The sequence below is a fragment of the Pseudomonas sp. LBUM1659 genome (assembly GCF_059716045.1).
In genome coordinates, this window is the sequence record NZ_CP166797.1 from 5,323,500 (window position 1) to 5,347,708 (window position 24,209).

The following is a 24,209-nucleotide window of genomic DNA, read 5'->3' on the forward strand; positions in this document are numbered from 1 at the left end:
CTCATTCTTTGTCCTCAGGGCCACGTGGTGCGGGATTACGGGTGATAAACATCGCATCACCGTAGCTGAAAAAGCGGTATCCATGCTCAACGGCCGCTTTATAAGCAGCCATGGCTTCGGGATAACCGGCGAACGCCGAAACCAGCATCAACAGCGTGGATTCAGGCAAATGGAAGTTGGTAACAAGGGCATCGACCACATGAAACGGTCGGCCCGGGTAGATAAAGATATCGGTGTCGCCACTGAACGGCTTGAGCACGCCATCGCGCGCAGCACTTTCCAGCGAGCGCACGCTGGTGGTCCCCACGGCCACCACCCGACCACCACGAGCGCGACACGCCGCCACCGCATCCACCACGTCCTGGCCGACTTCCAGCCATTCGCTGTGCATGTGGTGATCTTCGATCTTCTCGACGCGCACCGGCTGAAACGTACCGGCGCCGACGTGCAAGGTCACGAACGCCGTCTCGACGCCCTTGGCGGCAATCGCCTCCATCAGCGGCTGATCGAAATGCAGCCCCGCCGTCGGCGCCGCCACCGCACCCAAGCGCTCGGCATAGACCGTCTGATAACGCTCGCGGTCCGAGCCTTCATCCGGGCGGTCTATATAAGGCGGCAACGGCATGTGCCCGACGCGGTCCAGCAGCGGCAACACCTCTTCGGCGAACCCCAACTCGAACAACGCATCGTGACGCGCCAGCATCTCGGCCTCGCCACCGCCATCAATCAGGATCTTCGACCCCGGCTTCGGCGACTTGCTGGAACGCACATGCGCCAGCACGCGATGGCTGTCGAGCACGCGCTCGACCAGGATTTCCAGCTTGCCGCCGGAAGCCTTCTGGCCAAACAGCCGCGCCGGAATCACCCGGGTATTGTTGAACACCATCAAATCGCCCGGGCGCAAATGCTCGAGCAAATCGGTGAATTGACGGTGTGCCAGGGCGCCGCTGACCCCATCAAGGGTCAACAGGCGGCTGTTGCGACGCTCGGCCAAAGGGTGGCGGGCGATCAGCGAATCAGGGAGTTCGAAAGTAAAGTCAGCAACGCGCATGATGGGGTTCGTCTAGCAGGGGCCGGAAGTCTAGCCGAAATAGTGAAAATTCTCTATGTACCTGATTGACCGACGGTAATCTCATCTCTATACTCCGCGGCCATTGAGCCCTGATGGCGGAATTGGTAGACGCGGCGGATTCAAAATCCGTTTTCGAAAGGAGTGGGAGTTCGAGTCTCCCTCGGGGCACCAAAATCAAGAAGGTCTTGCTTAGCAAGGCCTTTTTTTTCGCCTGCCAAAAAGTGCCTGACACAACGCCGACCTGTAGGAGCCGGCTTGCTGGCGATGCTTTTGATTTCTCGCCTCCTCGACCGGTACGACCCTTCTCAAGGATTCACCCCATGGAACTGCTGCTGGAAACCGTCGCCCTGTTCTGCCTCAAGCTTGCTTATGAGACGGAGGATTCGAGTCCGATTCTTCGGGATGATCTGCTGATGAGTGATTATGAGCGGGAGGTTTTTGGGTTGTTGGTGCGGCGGGGGGATGTTGAAGGGATTCAGTTTAGGGTGGCGCACTGTGTAGGTTTGGCGCTGGACGCTATAGGTGGTGTTGATACGCCGCTTGGGCGTGAGCTGCATCGGTTGTCTTCTGATTTTGGCAACGCGCGGACGATAGAGCAGCTTGAAGCTCCGGCCATTGCGCTCAAGGATTACCTGAAAGATATTCAGTGAAGGATCAGGTGAGGCAAAGTTTAGTAACTCTTTACACCGACTAGTGCTGGCCTGGGTCTTGGCTGATATGGAAATCTACTGCCCACTTTTCAATTGCGCCAGCAGACAACAACTAAAGACTTTTTCGGCATCACAAGGACGTATCAATGCGGCAAATCGCCCTCAGCAACAAGCCACTCAGAGGCAATCCCCGCCGCCTTCGCGCTCTGGAACGCTGGGCCTCCAGTTTTCGCGACGAGTTTTACCCGCGATCCGAACACATGGAGCGCTACACACATTGGAAGATCCCGGTACACGAGGCATTAGTTCAAGGCCCCCAAACCAGGATCGAAGTTCAGGCCTTCTGCATTCAGCAACTACTCGAAGCCACTAACCACCTGTCCAATGCTGCTGACCACTCACAGGGTTACTATTGCGTCGCTTGTTTGTTGACGTGGCCATCGGTTCATCAGAGCGAGGTCACCATTTTCTATGACCGAGATTATTATCTGGGTTTTCTAGGTGAAACTAACGCGCTCATGCCCAAGCGGATCAGTCATGATCTTGCGTTGCACACACCGGCGAATTTCGTCGAGAACGGGCATGACGTGACTCAACCTGACAATGAGGTCGCAGAACAGTGGTGGTGCATTGGGGAACCGGCCTGATGGCTTTGGCGAGCAAGTCGAACGCTGGTACTCCAAGTAAAACAAGCTGGATCTGAAAAGGCCCTGACGGGCCCTTTTTGGGGATGACGCTAAACTCAAAAGCAAATCAAACTTCGCTGTCAACTCACAGCCTGCTGACAATCTCCTTCCAGATGTACCCGTAGTTATATTCCAACCAACGAACAAGTAGTTTGTCGAACTGCCTACGAAACCAATTGTTCTTCCGGGCGGCGCGCCGTTCTTCAATCATGGCATTGAGGGAGTCAGGATCGAAGCCTGTCCATACCGTTGGGAGGGCCGCTGCAATATTGGTAAAGCACACAGGCGCAACTTCGGAGTAAAGAATCTCGTGGAGGGTTTGAGGGTCAACTCCTTTAACCTGGCTCGCTATGTAATCGTAATCAACCGGGAAATCATTGAACGGATCCGAGAGCGCGACCCTAATCTTTGTCAACTCAGATTGATTCAAAGAATATCCCAATGTGAAAACTCCTCTAATTCCTCATCAAGCGAGTCCGCTACCGTTCCGCCTGCCACGCCCCCAACAACAGTTCCCAGAAACACAACGGCGAATGCACAGATCGGAGCGCCTGGCCCACAGAGAGCGCTGACTCCAAGCCCTGCCAGAATACCGCCCGCCGCGCCGCCGCCCACGATGAGCCCTTGACGCGCCGTTTCCTTTTGTTTGTTTTCCGCATTCAGAATTTGATAAGTCGCGAGAGCAGCGGTAATCAAAATGCCAAGCTTGCCCATTAGCTGCATTTTTTTAGTGCCATTTGTAAACTTGGAATTGTCCCGCCCTGCTGCCTCTAAAATTGTGTAATGGACCTTGTTCTGCTCCGCTGGTGAAAGGCTATCGTAACTTCTTTGGAACAGCTCCTTGGAGTAGCGATCAAAAAGCGTTTGAAGCGTTCTGCCATCGGCCTTCTTTTTTTGCACGACAGCCAAGCCCTGCACAGAGGTAACCTTGCGGTGCTCCATCAAGATCTTGTTTCGCATTTCATGACTGAACTGCACGCCCTCTCGCGCAGTGATCTTCCCGGTCTTCACATCGGCCAACGTCTGTTGTGACATACGTTTTATGTTTTTCAGGTAGCTCGCCCGGACCTTTTCGTCAGAGACCGCGTCCAGAGAGAACCTAAGTGCAGTTCCCTCCATCAGTTCTAACGCCCTATCGAGCGGAGAATCTTGTAAGGCGTGTTCACGCTGAACGACATAGCTGCCGGTGACGAGATATGGTTCTGTCATAGGATGTTCCTTATCCTAATATTCTATTCAAAAAGCTTTCTGTGAGAGACGACGTACCGGCTGGAGCTTCATCATCAAATTTGAGCATCACGCAGGTCTTACCGGACGGATTCGTAAACTTAACGGCATTGTCTTTACTGAACACCCCTGGCAGTGACGACCCATCCTCGAAATGAGCGGTGCACGATAAGCCTTCATAGCTTTCGTCAGCTGGAATTCTGAAGCCGATCCAGCTTGCGAAACCCGTTAACGGCGCAGGAGGAACAAATTCGCAGGGTGTGTGGGTATCGCCAATTATTACCGTACCCGAACCACCAATCACGATGCCGCCGTGGGTACCTCCGGTATCGATGGTCGCTGCATTCTTGCCGTTAATGAACACGGTCGCAGACAGTCCTGAAGAGAGCGCACTACCGCAAGTGCAGGTGTCGCCCTGACGCGCTGCGGGAAGGCCGTCGAAGAATACGTCGGGAGATCCTGATGCAATCGGGTTGGTACCGTGCCCCGGTAAAGGACAACGGTATAAATCGCTTTTACGCGCTGCTGGCTTAGCCACTTTGACCTCCTGTCAAAAATCCTTGCGAGCGTCATAACCTACCCGAAACAAAGGGGACGGACCACATTACTTCACTCGCGGCGTTCCCCTCGGCGATGCATTAGCCATGGCTTCTGACTTTCTGTTTCTCGCGAAGAAACTGAATGAAGATGCCGCGTACGCCACGGACACCGACCGCCATGCTTGGGCTGCGCATTATTTGACGGCGATGAGTAAGGCGGTGGTTGATGATGCGGTGAAGGTGCTGACGCGGGATCGGAAGGTTGCGTCGATGTCGAAGCAGGCAGCGGAGGCTGAAGGGTAGCTTCTGGGTTTTAGACGTCAGGCATAACGCATGTAGGGACGGGTTGGGTCGCGGGCTGGGGCATTCAGCGGGAGTGGTGATTGCCTTGAGTTTTTCGCGAGCAGGCTCGCTCCTACAGAGGGTGGTTGGAACGGCGTTGGAAGAGTTGGCTTAGTCAACTTCCATTTTCCAGAAACAAGAAGGCCCGAACGTAATGCCGGACTGAGCCAGCACCAGAGGATCGGGCGCGATTGAGATAGATGCTGTCGAAACCGGATCACCATGTCAACGTCGACGCCACATAAAACACTGGTTTGTGCCGACACCTAAGCGGGCGAAGGCGAAGGCTGGGAGGTAGAGGCAAGCTTTAAACATTGATGTTGGCTGGTCTGGCGCTTTCGCGGGCAAGCCCGCTCCCACAGGGATTGCGGTTAGCTGAAGGCCGTTGTTAGCCCCGAGGTTTTCGGGGCTTTTTTGTGTTGGGGTTAGAGGACGTGTTGGGAGATCAGTTTTGAGATTTCCACCATCGATGTCCTGCCGGTGAATTCGAACTTCACTTTCCCCAGCGACGAAAAGTAAATCTCCAGCTCCGAATCAAGGTCAAACGTCCCGGACGTTTCCACCGAGTACGCCACGATGTTTTTGTAGGGCAGCGAGGTGAAGTCTTTTTTACTGCCGGTGATTCCCTGCACGTTGACGGCGATGATGCGTTTGTTGGTAAACACTACGCCGTCGCGCATGGATTTGTAGGCGTCGATGACCTGTTCCCCTTCCAGCAGCAGTGCGCTGACGCGTTCTGCGTATTCTTCGTTTTGCTTGAGTTTGAAGAAGCCTTTGTTGTTGAAATCAATCATCTGTCATTCCCTGTTTTTTGAATGTATGTCCCGAGTACGAGCTGCCTACGGTGCCTTGGGCTGGGCCTCGTCTAGACTTAACGGGTAGTCGTAGAAAGAACCAAACACGTCGCTTTGGTGCAGTCGATTCAATACCAGCGTGGCAAGCTGCCTTAATGCCCTATAAAAGGTGCGGCAAAGACCGCGCCGGGCACAACAAGATGCCCGCTCAGGGTGCCCTGGCCAACGGCCTGACAATGCCACGATACCGTGACGTGGTGTGAATGCCGCAGCCGACACTTTCGGACGACCGACAACCGCCTGGTTTGTCCGTGACCGTGAGGAATGCTGTATGCCTGATGAGATGTTGCAATTGCCTATGGTCAACAGCGTGCTGGAGCGCCACGAGGGCTCTGCTGGCGCACTGTTGCCCATCCTTCATGAGATTCAGGCCGGTATCGGTTACATCCCCGATGCCGCCATCCCCGAGATTGCCCACGCCCTCAATCAGAGTCAGGCCGAGATTCGCGGCGTGATCAGCTTCTACCATGACTTCCGCACCGCGCCGCCGGCCCGGCATATTCTGCGTCTGTGTCGGGCGGAGTCCTGCAAGAGTCGCGGTGCCGAGCAACTCGCCGCGCAGTTGCGTGATCGCCTGCAATTGGATGACCACGGCAGTAGCGCCGACGGCACTATCAGCCTGCGCCCGGTGTATTGCCTCGGCGCGTGCGCTTGTTCGCCAGCGCTTGAGCTGGATGGTCAGGTGCATGCGCGGCTCAGTGCCGAGCGTCTGGATGCCCTGCTCGATGCTTGCAGGGAGGACGTATGAGCCTCTATCTATCCTGTGATTCACTGGCCCGTGCCGTGGGTGCCGATGCGGTGGCGTCTGCCCTTGCCAGCCAGGACCTGCAACGTACCAGTTCTCGCGGCCTGTATTGGCTGGAACCCTTGCTGGAAGTGGACACCCCGCAAGGCCGAATCGGCTTTGGCCCGCTGACCGCTGCCGATGTGCCGTCGGTGCTCGATGCGCTGCAAGGCGCCCCGTCCTCGCATCCACTGGCCTTGGGCCTGGTGGAAGAATTGCCGTATCTCAAATCTCAACAACGCCTGCTGTTCGCCCGCGCCGGTATTACCCGGCCGTTGTCGCTGGACGATTACCGGGCCCACGGCGGTTTCGAGGGTTTAACAAGGGCCGTCACTATTGGCGGTGATGAGACCGCGACCGCGGTGTTCGATTCCGGCCTGCGTGGCCGTGGCGGCGCCGCCTTCCCCGCCGGGATCAAATGGCGCACGGTACGCGCCACCCAAGCTATGCAGAAATACATTGTGTGCAACGCCGACGAAGGCGACTCCGGCACTTTCGCCGACCGCATGTTGATGGAAGGCGACCCCTTCCTGCTGATCGAAGGCATGGCCATTGCCGGCATCACCGTCGGCGCCAGCTACGGCTACATCTACGTGCGCTCGGAATATCCACAGGCCATCGCCACGTTAAATGAGGCGCTGGAGATTGCCCGGACTAACGGCTACCTCGGCGCCAACGTCGGCGGCAGCGGTCAGGCCTTCGACATGGAAGTGCGCGTCGGTGCCGGTGCTTACATCTGCGGTGAAGAAACCGCGCTGTTGGATTCGCTCGAAGGCAAGCGCGGGATCGTCCGCGCCAAGCCACCGATTCCTGCCTTGAAGGGCCTGTTCGGCCAGCCGACGCTGGTGCACAACGTGCTGACCCTGGCTTCGGTGCCGCTGATTCTGGCCAAAGGTGCGCAGTTCTATCGCGATTACGGGATGGGCCGTTCCCTCGGCACCATGCCTTTCCAATTGGCGGGCAATATTCGTCGTGGCGGCCTGGTGGAGCGGGCCTTTGGCCTGACCCTGCGTGAATTGGTGGAAGACTACGGCGGTGGCACCGCCAGTGGCCGACCGCTGAAAGCCGCGCAGGTCGGCGGCCCGCTCGGCGCCTGGGTACCGCCAAGTCGATTCGACACGCCACTGGATTACGAAGCGTTCGCCGGCATCGGCGCGATGCTCGGTCACGGTGGTGTGGTGGTGGCTGATGACACGCTGGACATGGCCCACATGGCACGCTTCGCCATGCAGTTCTGCGCCGAGGAATCCTGTGGCAAATGCACGCCCTGCCGCATCGGCTCGACCCGGGGCGTGGAGGTGATCGACCGCCTGCTGGCCGCGCCGGACCAGAACGGTCGCGATGAGCAGGTGATCATCCTCAAGGACCTGTGCGACACCCTGCAATACGGTTCGCTGTGCGCCTTGGGCGGCATGGTTTCCTTTCCGGTCGCCAGCGCCCTAAAGCACTTCCCCGCCGACTTCGGTCTGCAACCTTCGGAGGCCGACCAATGATCACTCTCTTCGACCCGAACACCGATATCGATCTAGGCACTCCGGCCCGCGAAAGCCAGGTACAAGTCACCCTGAACATCGACGGCCGCAGCATCAGCGTGCCCGAAGGCACCTCGGTGATGCGCGCCGCTGCGTTGATGGGCACCACGATTCCGAAACTGTGCGCCACCGACAGCCTCGAAGCCTTCGGTTCTTGCCGCATGTGTCTGGTGGAAATCGACGGCATGCGCGGTTATCCCGCGTCCTGCACCACGCCGGTTACCGAAGGCATGAGCGTGCACACACAGACGCCGAAACTCGCGACGCTGCGCCGCAATGTCATGGAGTTGTACATCTCCGATCACCCGCTGGACTGCCTGACCTGCTCGGCCAACGGCAACTGCGAGCTGCAAACCGTGGCCGGTCAGGTTGGCTTGCGGGAAGTACGTTACGGCTATGAAGGCGAGAATCATCTGGCCGATGTGAAGGACACTTCCAACCCGTATTTCGACTACGACCCGAGCAAGTGCATCGTCTGCAACCGTTGCGTGCGCGCCTGCGAAGAAACCCAGGGCACCTTTGCCCTGACCATCACCGGGCGCGGTTTCGAATCCCGGGTCGCGGCCGCCGGTGGCGAGAACTTCTTCGACTCGGAATGCGTGTCTTGCGGCGCCTGTGTACAAGCCTGCCCCACCGCGACCCTGATGGAAAAAAGCGTGGTCGAACTGGGTCAGCCCGAACGCAGTGTGATCACCACCTGTGCCTATTGCGGCGTGGGTTGCTCGTTCCGCGCCGAGATGAAAGGCGATCAGCTGGTGCGCATGGTTCCGGACAAAAACGGCCAGGCCAATCACGGCCACTCCTGCGTCAAAGGGCGCTTTGCCTGGGGCTACGCCACCCACCCGGATCGCATCACCAAGCCGATGATCCGTAAACATATCAACGACCCTTGGCAGGAGGTCAGCTGGGATGAAGCGGTGACCTACGCCGCCAGCGAATTCCGCCGGCTCCAGCAAAAATACGGCCGCGATTCCATTGGTGGCATCACCTCCAGCCGCTGCACCAACGAAGAAACTTACTTGGTGCAAAAACTGGTGCGCGCCGCGTTCGGCAACAACAACGTCGACACCTGTGCGCGGGTCTGCCACTCGCCGACCGGTTATGGCCTGAAACAAACCCTGGGCGAGTCCGCTGGCACCCAGAGTTTCGACTCGGTGATGCAGGCCGACGTGATCCTGGTGATGGGCGCCAACCCCAGCGATGCCCACCCGGTGTTCGCCTCCCAGCTCAAACGCCGTCTGCGCGAAGGTGCTCGGCTGATCGTCATCGACCCACGCCGTATTGATCTGGTGGACTCGGTGCATGCCCGCGCCGAATTGCACCTGGCCCTGCGCCCTGGCACCAACGTCGCCATGCTCAACGCCCTGGCCCACGTCATCGTCACCGAAGGCCTGCTCGATCAGGCCTTTATCGACGCCCGTTGCGAGGGCAGCGATTTCGCCCGCTGGAGCGAGTTCGTCAGCCGCGCGGAAAACTCGCCGGATGTCCTTGCCGACATCTGCGGCGTAGCCGCTGCCGACATCCGTGCCGCCGCCCGTCTGTATGCCACCGGCGGCAATGCGGCGATCTACTACGGCCTGGGCGTCACCGAGCACAGCCAAGGCAGCACCGCGGTCATGGGCATCGCCAACCTGGCCATGGTCACTGGCAACATCGGCCGCGAAGGTGTGGGCGTGAACCCGTTGCGTGGGCAGAACAACGTGCAGGGCTCCTGCGACATGGGCTCTTTCCCTCACGAGTTGCCCGGCTACCGGCACATCTCCAACGAGGTGGTACGGGCGCAGTTCGAACAGGCGTGGAACGTCACCCTGCAACCCGATCCGGGCCTGCGTATTCCGAACATGTTCGAGGCCGCCCTCAGCGGCAGTTTCAAGGGCCTGTATTGCCAGGGCGAGGACATCGCCCAGAGCGACCCGAATACCCAGCACGTCACCGCAGCCCTGTCGGCCATGGAATGCATCGTGGTGCAGGACATTTTCCTCAACGAAACCGCCAAGTTCGCCCACGTGTTCCTGCCGGGCTGCTCGTTCCTGGAAAAAGACGGCACCTTCACCAACGCAGAACGTCGCATCTCCCGAGTGCGCAAGGTCATGGAACCGCTGGGCGGCAAGGCCGACTGGGAAGGCACCGTGGCCCTGGCCAACGCGCTGGGTTACCCGATGAACTACCAGCACCCGTCAGAAATCATGGATGAAATCGCCAGCCTGACGCCGACCTTCACCAACGTCAGCTACACCGAACTGGATCGCCACGGCAGCCTGCAATGGCCATGCAACGCCGCAGCACCGGACGGTACGCCGACCATGCACATCGAGGAGTTCGTGCGGGGCAAGGGGCGTTTCATGCTCACCGGCTACGTGCCCACCGAAGAGAAGGTCAACAACCGCTATCCCCTGCTGCTGACCACTGGGCGCATCCTCAGCCAGTACAACGTGGGCGCCCAGACCCGGCGTACCGAAAACGTCGCCTGGCACGACGAAGACCGCCTGGAAATCCATCCGAGCGACGCCGAGAGTCGTGGCATCAACGAGGGTGACTGGGTCGGCATCGGCAGCCGCGCCGGACAGACCGTCCTGCGTGCACGGGTCACCGAACGGGTCGCCCCGGGCGTGGTGTACACCACCTTCCACTTCCCTGAATCGGGGGCCAACGTGATCACCACCGACAACTCCGACTGGGCCACCAACTGTCCGGAGTATAAGGTCACCGCCGTGGAAGTCAGCCGCGTCTACCACCCTTCCGAGTGGCAAAAACGCTATCAGGCGTTCAGTGATGAACAGGACCGTTTGCTCAAGGAGCGCCGGCATGCCCGTGGCGCTAAAGCGGAGGTGCGCCGATGAGTACGGAGAACCTGATCAAGATGGTCAACCAGATCGCCCTGTACTTCGCCACCGAACCGGACCAGCAAGCGGCCGTGCTCGGCGTGCGTAATCACCTGCAGATGTACTGGACGCCAGGCATGCGCAAGGAGTTGCTGGCCTGGCAGACGGACCACCAAGGGGCCGATATGCACCCACTGGCGCAGGCGGCGGTCAGTGGGGCGGGCTGGGTGGCGTAGGTTCGCAGAAACATTTGGGCATGGGGTCGTGAGCAATCGCGGCTCCCGCTTGACAGGAAAAGGCGATCACCTGAGCTATCATCGCCGACCTGTGCGCCTAGAGCCTTGAACCCGGATGTCCGTATCTCTGCCATTGCCTGACGATTGCAACTCACTGCCTCCGGTGCTGGTCGGCCCGCTGTTGCGGCGGCTGGAACCTGCACGGCTGGTCATGTGGCTCGTCGGATCCCGCGCGCTGTCGCTGACGTTGCGCCTGCAAAACTGCGACGACATCCGCCTGGATGCCGGGCAGTGCACCGTCATCCCCATCGGCACTCACGCGTTTATTCACTTGATCGATGTGCCGCTGGCGACCGCCCTGCCCTGCGACACACTGATCGAATACGACCTGTTGATCGATGACGCGATGACCGGCATCGCCGAGTGGGCCCCGCATCTGCTCTACGGCGAAGCGCGATGCCCGAACTTTGTCCTGCGTTCGCGCATTGATCAGTTGCTGCATGGTTCCTGCCGCAAACCGCATTACCCGGCCACCGATGGTTTGCTCTGTGTCGACCGTTTGTTGGCCGAGGAACATGACGCCTCGCAGCGGCCGGCGTTGTTGATGATGAGCGGCGATCAGATTTACACCGACGATGTTGCGGGCCCGATGTTGCGGGCGATCCATGCCTTGATCGAGCGGCTGGGTCTGTTTGAGGAACACCTGGAAGGCGCCGTGGTCAGCGACAGCGCCAAACTCTACGAACACCCGGCCAGTTACTACCACCGTGCGGATTTGTTACCGGCGCTCAAGAGCAACGAAACCCTGCGGGATCGATTTTTCGGTGGCGCGAGTAAGCCGATTTTCACCAGCAGCAATGCCGACAATCACCTGATGACCTTCGCCGAGGTGATGGCCATGTACCTGCTGGTCTGGTCGCCGACGCCCTGGACATTGATCGCCCCGCAACCTCCCACGCTGACGCCTGAAAGACTCAAGCGTTATGCCCTTGAACAATCGCATATCGACGGCTTCAAGTCCGGCCTGGGCGGTGTCGCTCGGGCCCTGGCGCATCTGCCCTGCCTCATGATTTTTGACGACCACGACATCACCGACGATTGGAATCTGTCCGCGCAATGGGAGGAAACGGCCTACGGCCATCCGTTCTCCAAGCGCATCATCGGCAACGCCTTGATCGCTTACATGCTGTGCCAGGGCTGGGGCAACAACCCGGATGCGTTTGGCGGTGTGCTGGAAAAAACCCGTTTGCTCAGCGCCACCGGGGGTGACCGTTACCTCGACAGTCCGGTGCAGGATGACTTGATCGATGCGCTGTTGAGCTTTCAACAGTGGCATTACGTGCTGCCCACCACGCCCGCACTGGTGGTGATCGATACCCGCACCCGCCGTTGGCGCAGCGAGATGAACCTCAAGCAACCGTCCGGCCTGCTGGACTGGGAAGCCCTCAGCGAACTGCAACAGGAACTGCTCGACCATCCATCGGCGATCATCGTTTCACCCGCGCCGATCTTTGGCGTCAAGCTGATCGAAACCGTGCAGAAAGTCTTCAGCTGGTTCGGATATCCACTGCTGGTGGACGCCGAAAACTGGATGGCCCATCGCGGTGCGGCCCAAGTGATCCTGAACATTTTCCGCCACTCGCGCACACCGGGTAACTACGTGGTGCTGTCCGGTGATGTGCATTATTCCTTCGTCTACGAAGTGTTTATCCGACACCGCAAGGCCGGCCCGAAAATCTGGCAGATCACCAGCAGCGGCATCAAAAACGAATTCCCGCCCACGCTGCTCGAATGGTTCGACCGCCTCAATCGCTGGCTCTATTCGCCGCGCTCGCCACTCAACTGGCTGACCAAACGCCGTCGCATGCGCATCGTCCCGCACATCCCCGAACATGCCGAGGCGGGCGAACGGCTATGGAACTCGGCGGGCATCGGCCAAGTGTTCTTCAATGAGAAAGGACAACCCCAGGACATTTATCAGCACAACTCAAACGGCTCGCCCAAAACCCGGATGGTTGCGCCTGAACATGACGACTGAAATGGCGAGTGACCATGAACCTCACCCGAACGCTGATCATCGGCAACTCTGGCTCCGGCAAAAGCTGGCTGGCGAAACGATTGGCGGCACAACTCAAGGAGCCATGGATCGATCTCGACAAGATTCACTGGATCTCGGACGAACACAGTATCGCCCGCCCGTATGCCGCAGCACTGGGCATAGCGCGGGTTGCGGCCGATGAAAAACAGTGGGTGATCGAAGGCGTTTATGGCTGGATCGTCAGCGAGCTTATGCACCGGGCAACGGCGCTGATCTGGTTGTGTGTGGATGACGACAGCTGTGTAGCCAATATTCGTCAGCGAGAACAACGAACGGACGATGACGAGTTGCTGATAGCGTTGCTGGAATGGGCCGCGAGTTATCGGGTGCGTGAAGACGCCAGTGGATTTACCGTACACCGGCAGTTGTTCGCAACGTTCACTGGCTCAAAAATCAAACTCATGGATCGAAGTGAAATCAGCGCTTTCGCCAAATCCCCCCACACTGTTTAAGAAGAATATGTATGTTTGCACGGAGGCAGGGATGACACGTAATTCGGACAGGGCCTACATCGCTCACCGAAACGTCTTGAAGTAGCTTCGGTGATACTGAGTGCAAGCGCAGAGACCACGTCTGTGCAACGACCACTCAGAGGTATTACCTTGTCATCCTGTACTCATTTCTGTACGTTCTTTGCATCAAGCGAGGACTACGCCATGCAAACCATCAACTACACCACCGCGCGGGCACATCTGGCGGAAACCATGGATAGGGTCAACGAAGACCGTGCTCCATTATTGGTGACCCGCCAAAAAGGCGAACCCGTTGTGATGATGTCTCTCGCGGAGTACAACGCGCTCGAGGAGACTGCCTATCTGCTGCGTTCACCCGCCAACGCCGAGCGTCTGATTAAATCGATCGGCAACCTGCGAGCAGGGAAATCCAAAGCCCGGCAACTCATCGAAGAATGAAAATCGAGTTCACACCTGAAGGCTGGGACGACTATCTATGGTTCCAACAAAACGACAAGGCCGGGCTCAAGCGAATCAACCTGCTGATTAAGGCGATCCAACGTGAACCCTTTGACGGCCTCGGAAAACCTGAACCGCTCAAACACAATTTGAGCGGTTTTTGGTCTCGCCGAATTACGGCTGAGCATCGTTTGGTCTACGCGGTCGAAGAAGGTGCGATATGCGTCGTGATGTGTAGGTATCACTACTGAGCGACCCTCTCAGGTCGCTCTCACTATCCGGCCAACCCCTCTGACAATCATCTCCACCTCCCGCTCATCAATCGTCAACGGCGGCAGCAGGCGAATGGTTTTCCCGCGTGTCACGTTGATCAGCAAACCGTGATCCCGCGCGGCGATCAGGGTCAGATCGCGGATCGGCTGCTTGAGTTCGATGCCGATCATCAAGCCTTGGCCACGGATTGCCAGGACGTTCGGATTGTCCGCCAACTCGCTGCGTAATCTGGCGAGCAGACGTTCGCCCTGAAGCCTGGCGTTCTCCAGCAGACCCTGTTCTTCAATGATGTCCAGTACGGTGCAGCCCACACGGCAGGCCAATGGATTACCGCCGAACGTGCTGCCATGACTGCCCGGTGTGAACAGATCGGCCGCTTTGCCCCGGGCCAGACAGGCACCGATGGGGATGCCGTTGCCGAGGCCTTTGGCCAGGGTCATGACGTCCGGGACAATGCCTTCGTGCTGAAACGCGAACCATTGGCCGGTACGGCCGATGCCGGTCTGGATTTCGTCGAGCATCATTAGCCACGAGCGCTTGTTGCAGAGTTCACGCACCGCTTTGAGATAGCCGGGAGGCGCCAACTGGACACCGCTTTCGCCCTGGATCGGTTCCATCAGGATCGCCACGATTCGTTGGCCATGGGCTTGCTGCACATTATCCAGTGCACTGAAGTCACCGAACGGCACTTTGACGAAATCCCCTGGCAACTCATTGAAACCCAGGCGTACAGCCGGGCCATCGCTGGCGGATAAAGTGCCCAGCGTCCGGCCATGAAAAGCGTTTTCCATGACCACCACCAGCGGCTGCTCAACGCCTTTGTGCCAGCCGTAAAGCCGTGCGAGTTTCAGGGCAGTTTCATTGGCTTCGGCGCCGGAGTTGTTGAAGAACGCCCGGTCCATGCCCGCCAGTTTCGTCAGTTTTTGCGCCAACCGCTGTTGCCAGTCGATGCTGTAGAGGTTGGACGTGTGCAACAGCAAACCGGCCTGTTCGCTGATCGCCGAGACGATTCGAGGATGGGAGTGGCCAACGTTGGTCACCGCCACACCCGCCACCGCGTCCAGGTATTCACGACCGGCCTCATCCCATAGGCGCGTACCCAGCCCTCTGCTGAAACTCAGGGCCAGCGGTTGGTAAGTGCTCATCAGGCAAGCGGCGGTCATGGCATCAAGCTCCATCAATGGTCGGTGTTTTTGCAGTATGGTTAGCCACCTGAGCTGGATAAACGCCGCAATACTTCAATCATCTCAAAGCCGAGCTTGATAATGGATTTGTTCCAGGCAATGACCGTTTACGTACGCGTGGTGGAGGCTGGCAGCATGACGGCCGCCGCGCAGCAGTGTGAAATGTCCACGACCATGGTCGGCAATCACCTGCGCGCACTGGAGCAACGCTTGGGCGTGCGCTTGCTCAACCGTACGACACGGCGCCAGCGCCTGACGGAATTCGGCTCCGCTTATTACCTGCGTTGTCTTGAAGTACTGGGGTTGGTGGCCGATTCCGAACGCCTCGCCGAACAAAGTCAGGATGCGCCGAGTGGAATCTTGCGCATCACGGCACCGCTGACCTTCGGCACGGAAAAGCTTGCGCCAGCGCTCAGCGAATTTTCTCTGCAATGTCCGCAGGTCAAACTGGACGTGGTGCTCACTAACGGACGCCCCGATCTACTCGAAAACGGCCTCGATGTGGCGTTTCGCTTGGGCGCCATTGAGCCGTCCAACCTGATCGCCCGCCCGCTGATCGACTACACCCTGACCATGTGCGCATCACCGGAGTACCTGGCACGCCGTACCGCGCCGGAAAAACCCGAAGACCTGCAACATCACGATTGTTTGTCTTTTGCCTACCCGGTCGGGGATGACTGGCAATCGGTCGCAAAACAATGGCGTCTGAGCGGGCCGGAAGGCGATGTGATGGTGGCCGTCAGTGGTCCGATGCTGATCAATAGCTCCGCAGGGTTGCATCAGGCTGCTCGAACCGGGATGGGCATCGTGATGTTGCCCGATGCACTGGTCGAACAGGACCTGCTCAACGGAAAACTGGTGGCGTTGATGCAGAACTATCAACTGCCGAGCCGGCCGATGCACCTTGTGTACGCTCAGGATCGCTACCGCTTACCGAAATTACGCCATTTCGTCGACTTTGCCATGCAGTTATGGGGCAAAGACTAGGCGTGGCAATGCGCCATGCACTAATCTCGACGCCAGGCGAATCAATTGAAAGCTGTGCGTCAGGGAGAGTGGTGATGGGGGAAGCGACAAATATCAAGCCATTGAAACTCAATGTGTCAGATTTTAGCGAAGACCTGCTCCACACTATTCTGGAACTGGTCAGCGACGGTATTTGGGACTGGAACGCCAACACAGGTTTTGTCTACCGCAACCCCGGTTGGTACAAGATGCTCGGTTACGAGCCTCATTCCCTGGACAACACCGCGTTGACCTGGGAAAACCTCATCCACCCGGATGATTACCCCTCAGTCATGGCCGTGTTTGATGATTACCTGCAACAGCGCGCGCCCACCTATCAGGCCGAATATCGCTGCCGCATGCTGGACGGCAGTTACACCTGGATCGAAGATCGCGGCTATGTGCTGTCCCGCAACGCCGACGGCACGGTAGCGCGGATGGTCGGTGCGCATCGCAGCATCGACGACAAGCGACGTCTGCTCGAAGAGTTGGAACGACGCGCTCACTCCCTTGAAGCGACCGTTGAAGAGCGAACCCGAGAGTTGTCTCAGGTCAACCAGCAGCTTCAGGTTCAACTCGAAGAAAACCGCAAACTGGCGGAAACCGATACGCTGACCGCCATTGCCAATCGCTACCTGATGGAAAAAACCCTGCCTCAGGAATGCGAACGAGCCCAACGCTTTCGACGCCCCCTGTCGCTGATCGCCATGGACATCGACGACTTCAAGATCATCAACGATCACTACGGCCATGCCTTGGGTGATGCGGCAATAGTGCAGGTGGTCGAGAGCGTGAAGTACTTCGTGCGCGAAGGTGATCTGCTGGCGCGATGGGGGGGTGACGAGTTCATCATGATCCTTCCCGATACCTCGTTGGCTGATGCCAGGCTCCTCGCCGAAAAAATCCGCGATGGCCTGCTGAGTTTGCCGCCTGTGGGCGCGTTTCAAGTGACCATGAGTTTCGGCGTGGTCCAGCGCTTTGAGGAAGAACAGCAGACCGGATTGCTGGCCCGGGCCGACCAGGCACTGTATCGGTCGAAGGTGGCGGGCAAGAATATGATTTCGGGGTGATCCCCAACCGACATCAACTGCCATTCACATCCCTGCTTTCACCAACACCGGTTTCTCCTGATACCGATCGGGATACAACCGTTTCAACTGCGCCACTTTCGGTAGATCGTTGATCACGATGTATGGGTAGGTCGGGTGCTCGGTCAGAAAATCTTGATGTTCCTCCTCCGCCGGGTAGAAACCGTTGTAGGTTTCCAGCTTGGTCACAATGGGTTTGTTGAATGAGTGAGCAGCGTCGAGCTGGGCAATGTAAGCCTGGGCGATGCGTTGCTGTTCGGTGTTTTCAGTGAAAATCGCCGACCGGTATTGAGTGCCGCTGTCGGGGCCCTGGCGGTTCAGTTCAGTGGGGTTATGGGCCACCGAAAAATAGATCTGCAACAACGTCCCGTAACTGACCTGAGCCGGATCGAAAGTGACTTCGACGGATTCCGCATGGCCGGTATCGCCCTCGCTGACCCGTTCATAGTGGGCGGTGTTGGCCGCACCGCCGGCATAACCAGAGACAGCTTTTTTCACACCTTTAACGTGCTGAAAAACACCTTGGACGCCCCAAAAACATCCGCCGGCAAACACCACTTTTTCGCTGTGGGCCTGGGTCGTTTCATCCATAGCTGGCGGGGGGATGACGACGGCTTCTTCGACACCGAACGAAAATGCCGAGCACTGACTAATAACGCCGGCAGCGGCCATTCCCAACAGGGTGCGGCGCCAGGTGAACAGGGTTTTCATGGGGCATGACTCCTCAACCAATGGAATGATTTCAACCGAACGTAAACGCATATGCCGACACACCCGGATCGAGAAACTCGATGCTGAATGTCCGATCCGTCACGCTGCCGCTCTGGTGTATCAACTGATACAAACGTTGTTCTTTCACACTGCCGCTGCCATCGGGCGACACATCGGTGCCGTGGGCGTCACCAGGGGCTTTGCCGTCGATGAGCACTTTGAATCGCACCGGTTTACCGTCGGCACCAGGACCCAGCACCAAGTGCAGATCGCGAGCATGGAAGCGATAAACAATGCGACTGTCTGGCGCGCTGGAAGTCGCACGCTCTGAACCGACATTCCATTTTCCGTCCAGGCTCCAATCGTTGAGGGCCAGTTCGGCGGGTGAGGTGTACGCGGTCACTTTGTCAGGCACGAGACTTGTTTCGGGGACGAAATGCTCGGCACGCTGGAAACCGACATAGGTTTCCGGTGATTGCACTTCGTTCATATCCGGCGCGAGTTGAACCCCTGTCGCATCCGCAGTAATCAGACCGTCCGCGACCTTCACCGCTCCCGCTTCACGCAGCAATTGTTGAATGACCCTTTCCGACTCGGCGTACTCGCCTTCACCAAAGTGGTGATAACGAATGCGCCCCTGTACGTCCGCAAAATAATGGGCCGGCCAGTATTCGTTGTTGAAGGCACGCCAGATTTTGTAGTCGTTATCGATGGCCACAGGGTAGTTGATGCCCAGGTCTTTCATGGCTTTGGTGACATTGCCGACATCCCGTTCGAAGGCGAATTCCGGTGCATGCACACCAATCACCACCAATCCCTGATCGCGATACTTTTCGGCCCAGGCCTTCACATACGGCAAGGAGCGCAGGCAGTTGATGCAGGAGTAAGTCCAGAAATCCACCAGCACGACTTTGCCCTTCAAGGCTTGAGCGGTAAGAGGTGGCGAATTGAGCCATTGCACCGCGCCATCCAGCGGTGGGAGGTTGCCTTCAATCGGCAAGGCGCCCGCTGCCCTGGCACTCGCTTTTATCGCGCCACCCGCGGCCATCATCGCCCCGCTGTTATTCGCAGACTTGCCGGCCAAACGGCCTACCAAGGCTTGCTCGATCCCGCCGGTGGACGCGGTCGAAACCCGTGCCAGAATTCCCGTATCCAACCCCAAGGCAATCGCCGCGACACCCGCCAGCATTGCCGCTCCCAGGCCGCGCCGTAGCCATTCCCCAGCACCGATTGAACGCTTCATTGCTGCGAACACTTTACCGCCAAGCAGCAACGCCACGGCGAGCGAAGTGGCGGCACCTGCCGCGTAAGCCAGCAGCAACAACGTGGTTTCGATGCTTGCCCCTTGCAGCGCCGCCCCTGTCAGCAACAGGCCAAGAATCGGCCCGGCGCAAGGTGCCCAGAGCAGGCCCGTGGCGACGCCGATCAGGAACGAAGCGCCGGGACGCGGCCGGGTATCGGCGCCCGCGACTTCCGACAATCGGCTGCCTGCTGCCACCAGTGGCCGCGTCAGACGTTCGGCCAGTCGAGGCAGCAACAGCGTCAGCCCGAACAGAGCAACGAACAGCAACGCGAGCCAGCGACCGTACTGATTGACTTGCACCACCCAACCGCCGCCCACCGCCGCCAACGTGGCGACCAGGGCGAAGGTCAACGCCATTCCCGCCAACAGCGGCAAGCCACTCTTCATAAACGGCTGCCCGGTTCGAGCGAAGACAAAGGGCAGCACCGGCAGAATGCAGGGGCTGACAATCGTCAGCACCCCACCGAGATAAGCGAGAACCAAAAGCCACATAGCGTCGACCTGCATCAAGTGAGTGAAAGGAAATGCCCAAGGGTCAAGCCGCCTGTGGCTCGAACTTCAGCGCCAGACCGTTCATGCAGTAACGCAGACCGGTGGGTTTGGGCCCGTCGTCGAAGACATGGCCCAGATGACCGCCACATCGCCGGCAGTGGACTTCTTCACGCAGCACACCAAAGGAGCGGTCCTGACGAGTGGCCACCGCTTTGTCCAGGGGGGCCCAGAAGCTGGGCCAGCCGGTGCGGCTGTCAAACTTGGTGTCGGATGAGAACAGCGGCAAATCACACCCGGCGCAGGCGAAAACGCCCTCGCGATGTTCATTGTTCAACGGGCTGCTGTAGGCCCGCTCGGTGCCCTCTTCACGCAGGATTTCGTACTGTTCGTCGCTGAGCATGGCGTGCCATTCGCTGTCGCTGTGGGTCACCTCGAACACCTCTGCCGCGCGGGCCTCACTGACCAGTGCGGTACTGGCGGCAAATTTTGGCAACACACCGATCACCAGTGCTGCAGCGCCCAGCCCGCCGCCCGCTACAAGAAACTGTCGCCGTGAAAACATGGCCTTCTCCAAAATTCCAGATGCCTGATATGGAACACAGCCTAGGCTTGGGTTGATCGCCAAATCCTCACGAGCAGTTAAACAATTCGTGATAACTCGGACTGAGGAAAACCCGCACAATGTGCCCATTGCGCTACAAAGGATTGAGCTTTATGGAACAGACCAAACGCGTCCTGGTGGTCGAGGACGACCTGCACATCGCCGACCTTATCTGCCTGCATCTTCGCGATGAGCAGTTCGAGGTGGTGCACTGCGCCGACGGTGATGAAGGCATGCGCCTGTTGCAGCAAGGAAGCTGGGACGCCTTGATCCTCGACCTGATGCTGCCCGGTGTCGACGGCCTGGAAATCTGCCGCCGTGCCCGGGCGATGGCCCGCTACACCCCGATCATCATCACCAGTGCGCGCTCCAGCGAAGTGCACCGGATCCTGGGGCTGGAGCTCGGCGCCGACGATTACCTCGCCAAGCCCTTTTCGATGCTGGAACTGGTCGCTCGGGTCAAAGCCCTGCTGCGCCGGGTCGACGCCATGGCCCGCAACCTGAAGATGGACTCGGGCAGCCTGATGACGGACGGATTGTCCATCGACCCGATCACCCGCGATGTCGCTCTCGACGGCCGACGCCTGGACCTCACGCCACGGGAGTTTGACCTGCTGTACTTCTTCGCCCGCCAACCCGGCAAGGTGTTCTCGCGCATGGATTTGCTCAACGCGGTCTGGGGTTACAGCCATGAAGGTTACGAACACACGGTGAATACTCACATCAACCGTCTGCGGGCCAAGATCGAAGCTGATCCGGCGCAACCCGTGCGCATCCTCACGGTGTGGGGCCGTGGCTACAAATTCGCCGTCAAGGAGGAGCAGCCATGAGGCTGACCCTGACACAACGCCTGTCGCTGGTGTTCGCCATTCTGTTGCTGGTGTGCTGCGGCACATCGGCATGGATGCAAGTGCGCTCCAACCGGATGCATGAACTGGAAGTGGTCCAGGGGCTGTCGCGCGATCTGGCGCAACACATCGCCCATGACACGGTGCTGATGGACAGCAGCGGCCTGATGCCCAATGCCATTCGTGAATTGTTCAGCAAACTCATGCAGGTCAATCCCAGCGTTGAGGTCTATCTGCTGGACACCGAGGGCAAGATTGTCGGAAGTGCCGCACCGGAAGGCCGGATACGTCGGGAGCGGATCGATCTGGGACCGATCCAGCACTTACTCAAAGGCGATGCCCTGCCGATTCTCGGCGATGACCCGCGCAGCATCGATGGCCGCAAAGTGTTCAGCGCCGCGCCATTGCGGGTCAACGGTCAACCGGTCGGCTATCTCTATGTGGTACTGCTCAGCGAAGAACACGACCGCTTCGCCGAACAAGGTGCCACCAGCGCCGCACTCAATACTGCCCTGATGTCCATCGGTCTGGTGGCGTTGTTGTGCCTGATCGCAGGCCTCACGGCCTTTGCCCTGATTACCCGACCGTTGCGGCGTTTGACCGAAAGGGTCAGCCAGTTCGACATCGATGGCATGCCCTCCACACTGCCGGCCTCGGAACCGGTAGAAAAAGCCGCCAGCCACGATGAAATTGCCGTGCTGGACGCCGCCTTCCGGCAGATGCAAACCCGCCTCAATGAACAGTGGCGCTCGCTGACGCGTCAGGACCAGGAGCGCCGCGAGCTCGTGGCGAACATTTCCCACGACCTGCGAACGCCCTTGGCCTCGCTGCACGGGTACCTGGAAACCCTGTCGCTCAAGGACGCCACGCTATCCCCTGCCGATCGACGTCGCTATCTGGGCATCGCCCTGGATCAAAGCCGCAAGGTGGGTGGGCTGGCGCAATCGCTGTTGGAACTGGTCAGGCTGGAACACGGTTTCGTACAACCGGTGCTGGAGCGCTTCTCCCTGACCGATCTGGTGCAGGATATTTTTCAGAAATTCGAATTGACCGCCGAAGCGCGCCAGATTGAGCTGAAGGCCACCTTCGCCCCCAACGTTTCCACGGCCTGCGCCGACCTGGGATTGATCGAGCGGGTGTTGACCAACCTGTTCGACAATGCCTTGCGCGATACCCCTCAAGGTGGAGAAATCGAACTGAGCCTGCGGCCCCAAGGACCGTTTATCGAAGTCACTGTCAGCGATACCGGCCCAGGCATCGCTGCGCCGTTGCGCGAAGGTCTGTTCCTGCGCCCCTTCAACATTGGCGGTGCTCGGCGTGATGGCGGGTTGGGGTTGCGTATCGTGCATCGGATCCTGCAATTGCACGGTCGGGAGATCCAGCTGATCGATCTGCCCGGGCGCGGTGCGACCTTTCGCTTCTCCTTGCCGGTGGATCAGCAAACGGCGGAACAATGGGCGCCTCACTCGATGAATCTGAATACGATGGGGAAATAGCCCGCAGCACAGGTTCCGGCAATGCCCACAAATGCCCTCACGCAAAAATCATGACCAACCGCCTGTTCATCCGTGACAACGCTGCCGCGGTCCAATAGATTAGGCGACCTGAAAAGGCCCCGTGCTTTCTCGCCTCAATTCAAGTTAAAAGAAGTAGTGAAATTTCAATGTCCGATTCCAACACCGCTGAATCCGTAGTCACCTTGTCGTCCAAAGCGGAATACGAAAACTCCATCAATCTTTCACAGCATGTGCCTCAGGCCAAGATCATCAGCGAGATGGTCCTGGACGCTTTTCAATCCACCCGGGAAAGCGACCAGATCCGCGAGCTGCGCGCCGCGATTCGCCAGGCTCATGACAGCTTCGACGACGATAAAGCCTATGAACTGATGGGTGAACTCAAGCAACTCAAGGACGCGGAAGCGGCCGACATTGCCGCTCTGGAAGACCTGAGCAGCAAATTCTCGATTGGCCGGATTCTCTCCAGCTTCAAGGATGACCCGGCGTTTCAGGAAGTCGTCTACGGCCTGGCGCTGAAAGTACTGAACCAGACGCATCAAGCCATCAGCAACCCGAGCAGCGGCAAAAGCAAAGCGGCTCGCGCCAAGAAAGATCTTGAAGTGTTCACCATCAGCAAGGACGGCATGAGCGTCACCTTGCCACTGCGCACCCCGCGTTCGAACCTGAACGTTGATCGCAAAGCACTGGAATTCCTCGGCTTTACCTTCGTCGGCGAAGGCGATGAAGCGGAGCTGGAAAGCGAGACGTTCCTGGATAACGCAGGCGTCGAACAAGCGGTCAACCGCAAGAACATCATCACCGCTCTGCAGCAGCAAACCGCGTTCGACGGCTACAGCATCGCCGCGCAGTAGCACGTTTCACCCGAAAGCCCCGCCCTTGCAGCGGGGTTTTTTATTGCCTGCAAATTTAGAGCGTCGAGGGATTCAGAGCCACGATCAAGTCCACTTCTACCGGTGCGTTTTTCGGCAACTGATAAACACCCACCGTCGTCCGGGAATGTTTGCCGGCGTCGCCCAACACGTGGGTGAAGATATCCGACGCACCGTTGGCCACCTCACTGAGATCGACAAAGTCGAAGGTGGATTTCACATACACGGTGATACGAAGCACTGCCTTGACGTTTTCCAGAGAATCGACGGCATCGCGGATCAGCGCCAGACCGCGTATGGCGCTGATGCTCGCGGCCTCTTGAGCGTCGGCCAGATTGAGTTCCAGCCCCACTCGGCCGGGGTACTGGATTTTGCCGTTCATGCGCGGCACCAGGCCACTGACATACAACTCATCGTCATGCCGAAGCAGTGGCGCGTAATGCCCGCCGGCTGCGTTCTGGTCATAGATATCGAAGCCGAGTTCTTTCGCCATCGCGAGGAAACGTTCGTCGCGGGTTAGTTGCTTAATCATCTACTGAGCCCTCTTGATCCATCATGCAAACGC

General features: G+C 58.5%; 25 protein-coding genes, 1 tRNA gene and 1 pseudogene. 17 read left to right on the forward strand and 10 right to left on the reverse strand.

The features are described from left to right. Nucleotide 1 precedes the first annotated feature (1 nt). The gene (gene queA, locus ACA048_RS24140; RefSeq protein ID WP_140668445.1) at nt 2-1,051 is read right to left on the reverse strand and encodes a tRNA preQ1(34) S-adenosylmethionine ribosyltransferase-isomerase QueA; all 1,050 of its coding nucleotides are present in this window, start codon (nt 1,049-1,051) and stop codon (nt 2-4) included. Between the two features lie 107 nt (nt 1,052-1,158). Between queA and ACA048_RS24145 the strand changes: the two genes are divergently transcribed. From ACA048_RS24145 to ACA048_RS24155, 3 genes are all read left to right on the forward strand, one after another. Beyond that, nucleotides 1,159-1,243 (forward strand) — tRNA-Leu (locus ACA048_RS24145). Between the two features lie 149 nt (nt 1,244-1,392). Beyond that, nucleotides 1,393-1,722 (forward strand): hypothetical protein, encoded by a 330-nt coding sequence (locus ACA048_RS24150; protein WP_497626603.1) that lies wholly within the window; start codon nt 1,393-1,395, stop codon nt 1,720-1,722. A gap of 146 nt (nt 1,723-1,868) precedes the next feature. Then, nucleotides 1,869-2,369, forward strand: a complete 501-nt coding sequence (locus ACA048_RS24155) for a DUF3916 domain-containing protein (protein ID WP_497626604.1) — start codon at nt 1,869-1,871, stop codon at nt 2,367-2,369. Nucleotides 2,370-2,493: 124 nt separating this feature from the next. On the opposite strand, the gene ACA048_RS24160 is transcribed toward ACA048_RS24155, so the two are convergent. Genes ACA048_RS24160 through ACA048_RS24170 form a run of 3 tightly spaced genes read right to left on the reverse strand, consistent with a single transcriptional unit; the run spans nt 2,494 to nt 4,173 of the window. Continuing rightward, nucleotides 2,494-2,850 carry a DUF7079 family protein gene (locus ACA048_RS24160; protein WP_497626605.1) on the reverse strand — a complete coding sequence of 119 codons (357 nt, stop codon included), beginning with the start codon at nt 2,848-2,850 and terminating at the stop codon, nt 2,494-2,496. Continuing rightward, entirely contained in the window at nt 2,835-3,617 is a 783-nt protein-coding gene (locus ACA048_RS24165; protein WP_497626606.1) for a hypothetical protein, read from the reverse strand. The genes ACA048_RS24160 and ACA048_RS24165 overlap by 16 nt, the downstream gene beginning before the upstream one ends. Before the next feature lie 10 nt (nt 3,618-3,627). Then, the gene (locus ACA048_RS24170) at nt 3,628-4,173 is read right to left on the reverse strand and encodes a PAAR domain-containing protein (RefSeq protein WP_497626607.1); all 546 of its coding nucleotides are present in this window, start codon (nt 4,171-4,173) and stop codon (nt 3,628-3,630) included. A 67-nt stretch (nt 4,174-4,240) separates the two neighbouring features. On the opposite strand from ACA048_RS24170, the pseudogene ACA048_RS24175 reads away from it, so the two are divergent. After that, nucleotides 4,241-4,477: pseudogene (locus ACA048_RS24175) on the forward strand (DUF3077 domain-containing protein); the annotation flags it as partial. A gap of 464 nt (nt 4,478-4,941) precedes the next feature. On the opposite strand, the gene ACA048_RS24180 reads toward ACA048_RS24175, so the two are convergent. Further along, nucleotides 4,942-5,310 carry a PH domain-containing protein gene (locus ACA048_RS24180; RefSeq protein WP_460164376.1) on the reverse strand — a complete coding sequence of 123 codons (369 nt, stop codon included), beginning with the start codon at nt 5,308-5,310 and terminating at the stop codon, nt 4,942-4,944. A gap of 331 nt (nt 5,311-5,641) precedes the next feature. Between ACA048_RS24180 and ACA048_RS24185 the strand changes: the two genes are divergently transcribed. From ACA048_RS24185 to ACA048_RS24220, 8 genes are all read left to right on the forward strand, one after another. After that, nucleotides 5,642-6,118: a formate dehydrogenase subunit gamma gene (locus tag ACA048_RS24185; RefSeq protein ID WP_497626608.1), complete on the forward strand. Its 477-nt coding sequence runs from the start codon at nt 5,642-5,644 to the stop codon at nt 6,116-6,118. Then, nucleotides 6,115-7,647 carry a formate dehydrogenase beta subunit gene (locus ACA048_RS24190; RefSeq protein ID WP_497626609.1) on the forward strand — a complete coding sequence of 511 codons (1,533 nt, stop codon included), beginning with the start codon at nt 6,115-6,117 and terminating at the stop codon, nt 7,645-7,647. The genes ACA048_RS24185 and ACA048_RS24190 overlap by 4 nt, the downstream gene beginning before the upstream one ends. Beyond that, a complete protein-coding gene (gene fdhF, locus ACA048_RS24195) occupies nt 7,644-10,526 on the forward strand; it encodes a formate dehydrogenase subunit alpha (protein ID WP_497626610.1) in 2,883 nt (960 codons plus the stop codon). The genes ACA048_RS24190 and fdhF overlap by 4 nt, the downstream gene beginning before the upstream one ends. Next, complete coding sequence (locus ACA048_RS24200) at nt 10,523-10,744, forward strand: formate dehydrogenase subunit delta (protein WP_497626611.1); 222 nt, start codon at nt 10,523-10,525, stop codon at nt 10,742-10,744. The genes fdhF and ACA048_RS24200 overlap by 4 nt, the downstream gene beginning before the upstream one ends. Before the next feature lie 115 nt (nt 10,745-10,859). After that, nucleotides 10,860-12,782 (forward strand): alkaline phosphatase D family protein, encoded by a 1,923-nt coding sequence (locus ACA048_RS24205; protein ID WP_497626612.1) that lies wholly within the window; start codon nt 10,860-10,862, stop codon nt 12,780-12,782. 14 nt (nt 12,783-12,796) lie between these two features. Beyond that, a complete protein-coding gene (locus ACA048_RS24210; protein ID WP_497626613.1) occupies nt 12,797-13,294 on the forward strand; it encodes a P-loop NTPase family protein in 498 nt (165 codons plus the stop codon). Nucleotides 13,295-13,498: 204 nt separating this feature from the next. Next, nucleotides 13,499-13,753 (forward strand): type II toxin-antitoxin system prevent-host-death family antitoxin, encoded by a 255-nt coding sequence (locus ACA048_RS24215; protein WP_007948205.1) that lies wholly within the window; start codon nt 13,499-13,501, stop codon nt 13,751-13,753. Next, on the forward strand, nt 13,750-14,004 hold the full coding sequence (locus ACA048_RS24220) for a Txe/YoeB family addiction module toxin (RefSeq protein WP_497626614.1): 255 nt from the start codon (nt 13,750-13,752) through the stop codon (nt 14,002-14,004). The genes ACA048_RS24215 and ACA048_RS24220 overlap by 4 nt, the downstream gene beginning before the upstream one ends. Nucleotides 14,005-14,013: 9 nt before the next feature. On the opposite strand, the gene ACA048_RS24225 is transcribed toward ACA048_RS24220, so the two are convergent. Beyond that, nucleotides 14,014-15,189: an aspartate aminotransferase family protein gene (locus tag ACA048_RS24225; protein WP_497626615.1), complete on the reverse strand. Its 1,176-nt coding sequence runs from the start codon at nt 15,187-15,189 to the stop codon at nt 14,014-14,016. A 102-nt stretch (nt 15,190-15,291) separates the two neighbouring features. Here ACA048_RS24225 and ACA048_RS24230 point away from each other — a divergent pair, with 102 nt between their 5' ends. Both ACA048_RS24230 and ACA048_RS24235 read left to right on the forward strand, forming a co-directional pair. Continuing rightward, complete coding sequence (locus ACA048_RS24230; RefSeq protein ID WP_497626616.1) at nt 15,292-16,197, forward strand: LysR family transcriptional regulator; 906 nt, start codon at nt 15,292-15,294, stop codon at nt 16,195-16,197. 74 nt (nt 16,198-16,271) lie between these two features. After that, nucleotides 16,272-17,285: a sensor domain-containing diguanylate cyclase gene (locus ACA048_RS24235; RefSeq protein ID WP_497626617.1), complete on the forward strand. Its 1,014-nt coding sequence runs from the start codon at nt 16,272-16,274 to the stop codon at nt 17,283-17,285. A 24-nt stretch (nt 17,286-17,309) separates the two neighbouring features. On the opposite strand, the gene msrA is transcribed toward ACA048_RS24235, so the two are convergent. From msrA to msrB, 3 genes are read right to left on the reverse strand one after another with little or no spacing between them, the layout of a single operon-like run. Then, nucleotides 17,310-18,014, reverse strand: coding sequence for a peptide-methionine (S)-S-oxide reductase MsrA (gene msrA / locus ACA048_RS24240; protein WP_497626618.1), 705 nt, complete (start codon nt 18,012-18,014; stop codon nt 17,310-17,312). Between the two features lie 31 nt (nt 18,015-18,045). Then, nucleotides 18,046-19,809, reverse strand: a complete 1,764-nt coding sequence (locus ACA048_RS24245; protein ID WP_497626619.1) for a cytochrome c biogenesis protein DipZ — start codon at nt 19,807-19,809, stop codon at nt 18,046-18,048. A gap of 43 nt (nt 19,810-19,852) precedes the next feature. Then, entirely contained in the window at nt 19,853-20,371 is a 519-nt protein-coding gene (gene msrB / locus ACA048_RS24250; protein ID WP_497626620.1) for a peptide-methionine (R)-S-oxide reductase MsrB, read from the reverse strand. Between the two features lie 152 nt (nt 20,372-20,523). Between msrB and ACA048_RS24255 the strand changes: the two genes are divergently transcribed. The 3 genes from ACA048_RS24255 to ACA048_RS24265 all read left to right on the forward strand — a co-directional run bounded on the left by ACA048_RS24255 (nt 20,524) and on the right by ACA048_RS24265 (nt 23,626). Beyond that, nucleotides 20,524-21,240 carry a response regulator transcription factor gene (locus tag ACA048_RS24255; RefSeq protein WP_497626621.1) on the forward strand — a complete coding sequence of 239 codons (717 nt, stop codon included), beginning with the start codon at nt 20,524-20,526 and terminating at the stop codon, nt 21,238-21,240. Next, nucleotides 21,237-22,754: a sensor histidine kinase gene (locus ACA048_RS24260; protein WP_497626622.1), complete on the forward strand. Its 1,518-nt coding sequence runs from the start codon at nt 21,237-21,239 to the stop codon at nt 22,752-22,754. Before ACA048_RS24255 ends, ACA048_RS24260 begins: the two co-directional genes overlap by 4 nt. Before the next feature lie 167 nt (nt 22,755-22,921). Next, the gene (locus ACA048_RS24265; protein ID WP_497626623.1) at nt 22,922-23,626 is read left to right on the forward strand and encodes a hypothetical protein; all 705 of its coding nucleotides are present in this window, start codon (nt 22,922-22,924) and stop codon (nt 23,624-23,626) included. 55 nt (nt 23,627-23,681) lie between these two features. Here ACA048_RS24265 and ACA048_RS24270 read toward each other — a convergent pair whose 3' ends face one another. Further along, nucleotides 23,682-24,176: a RidA family protein gene (locus ACA048_RS24270; RefSeq protein WP_497626624.1), complete on the reverse strand. Its 495-nt coding sequence runs from the start codon at nt 24,174-24,176 to the stop codon at nt 23,682-23,684. Nucleotides 24,177-24,209: the final 33 nt, after the last annotated feature.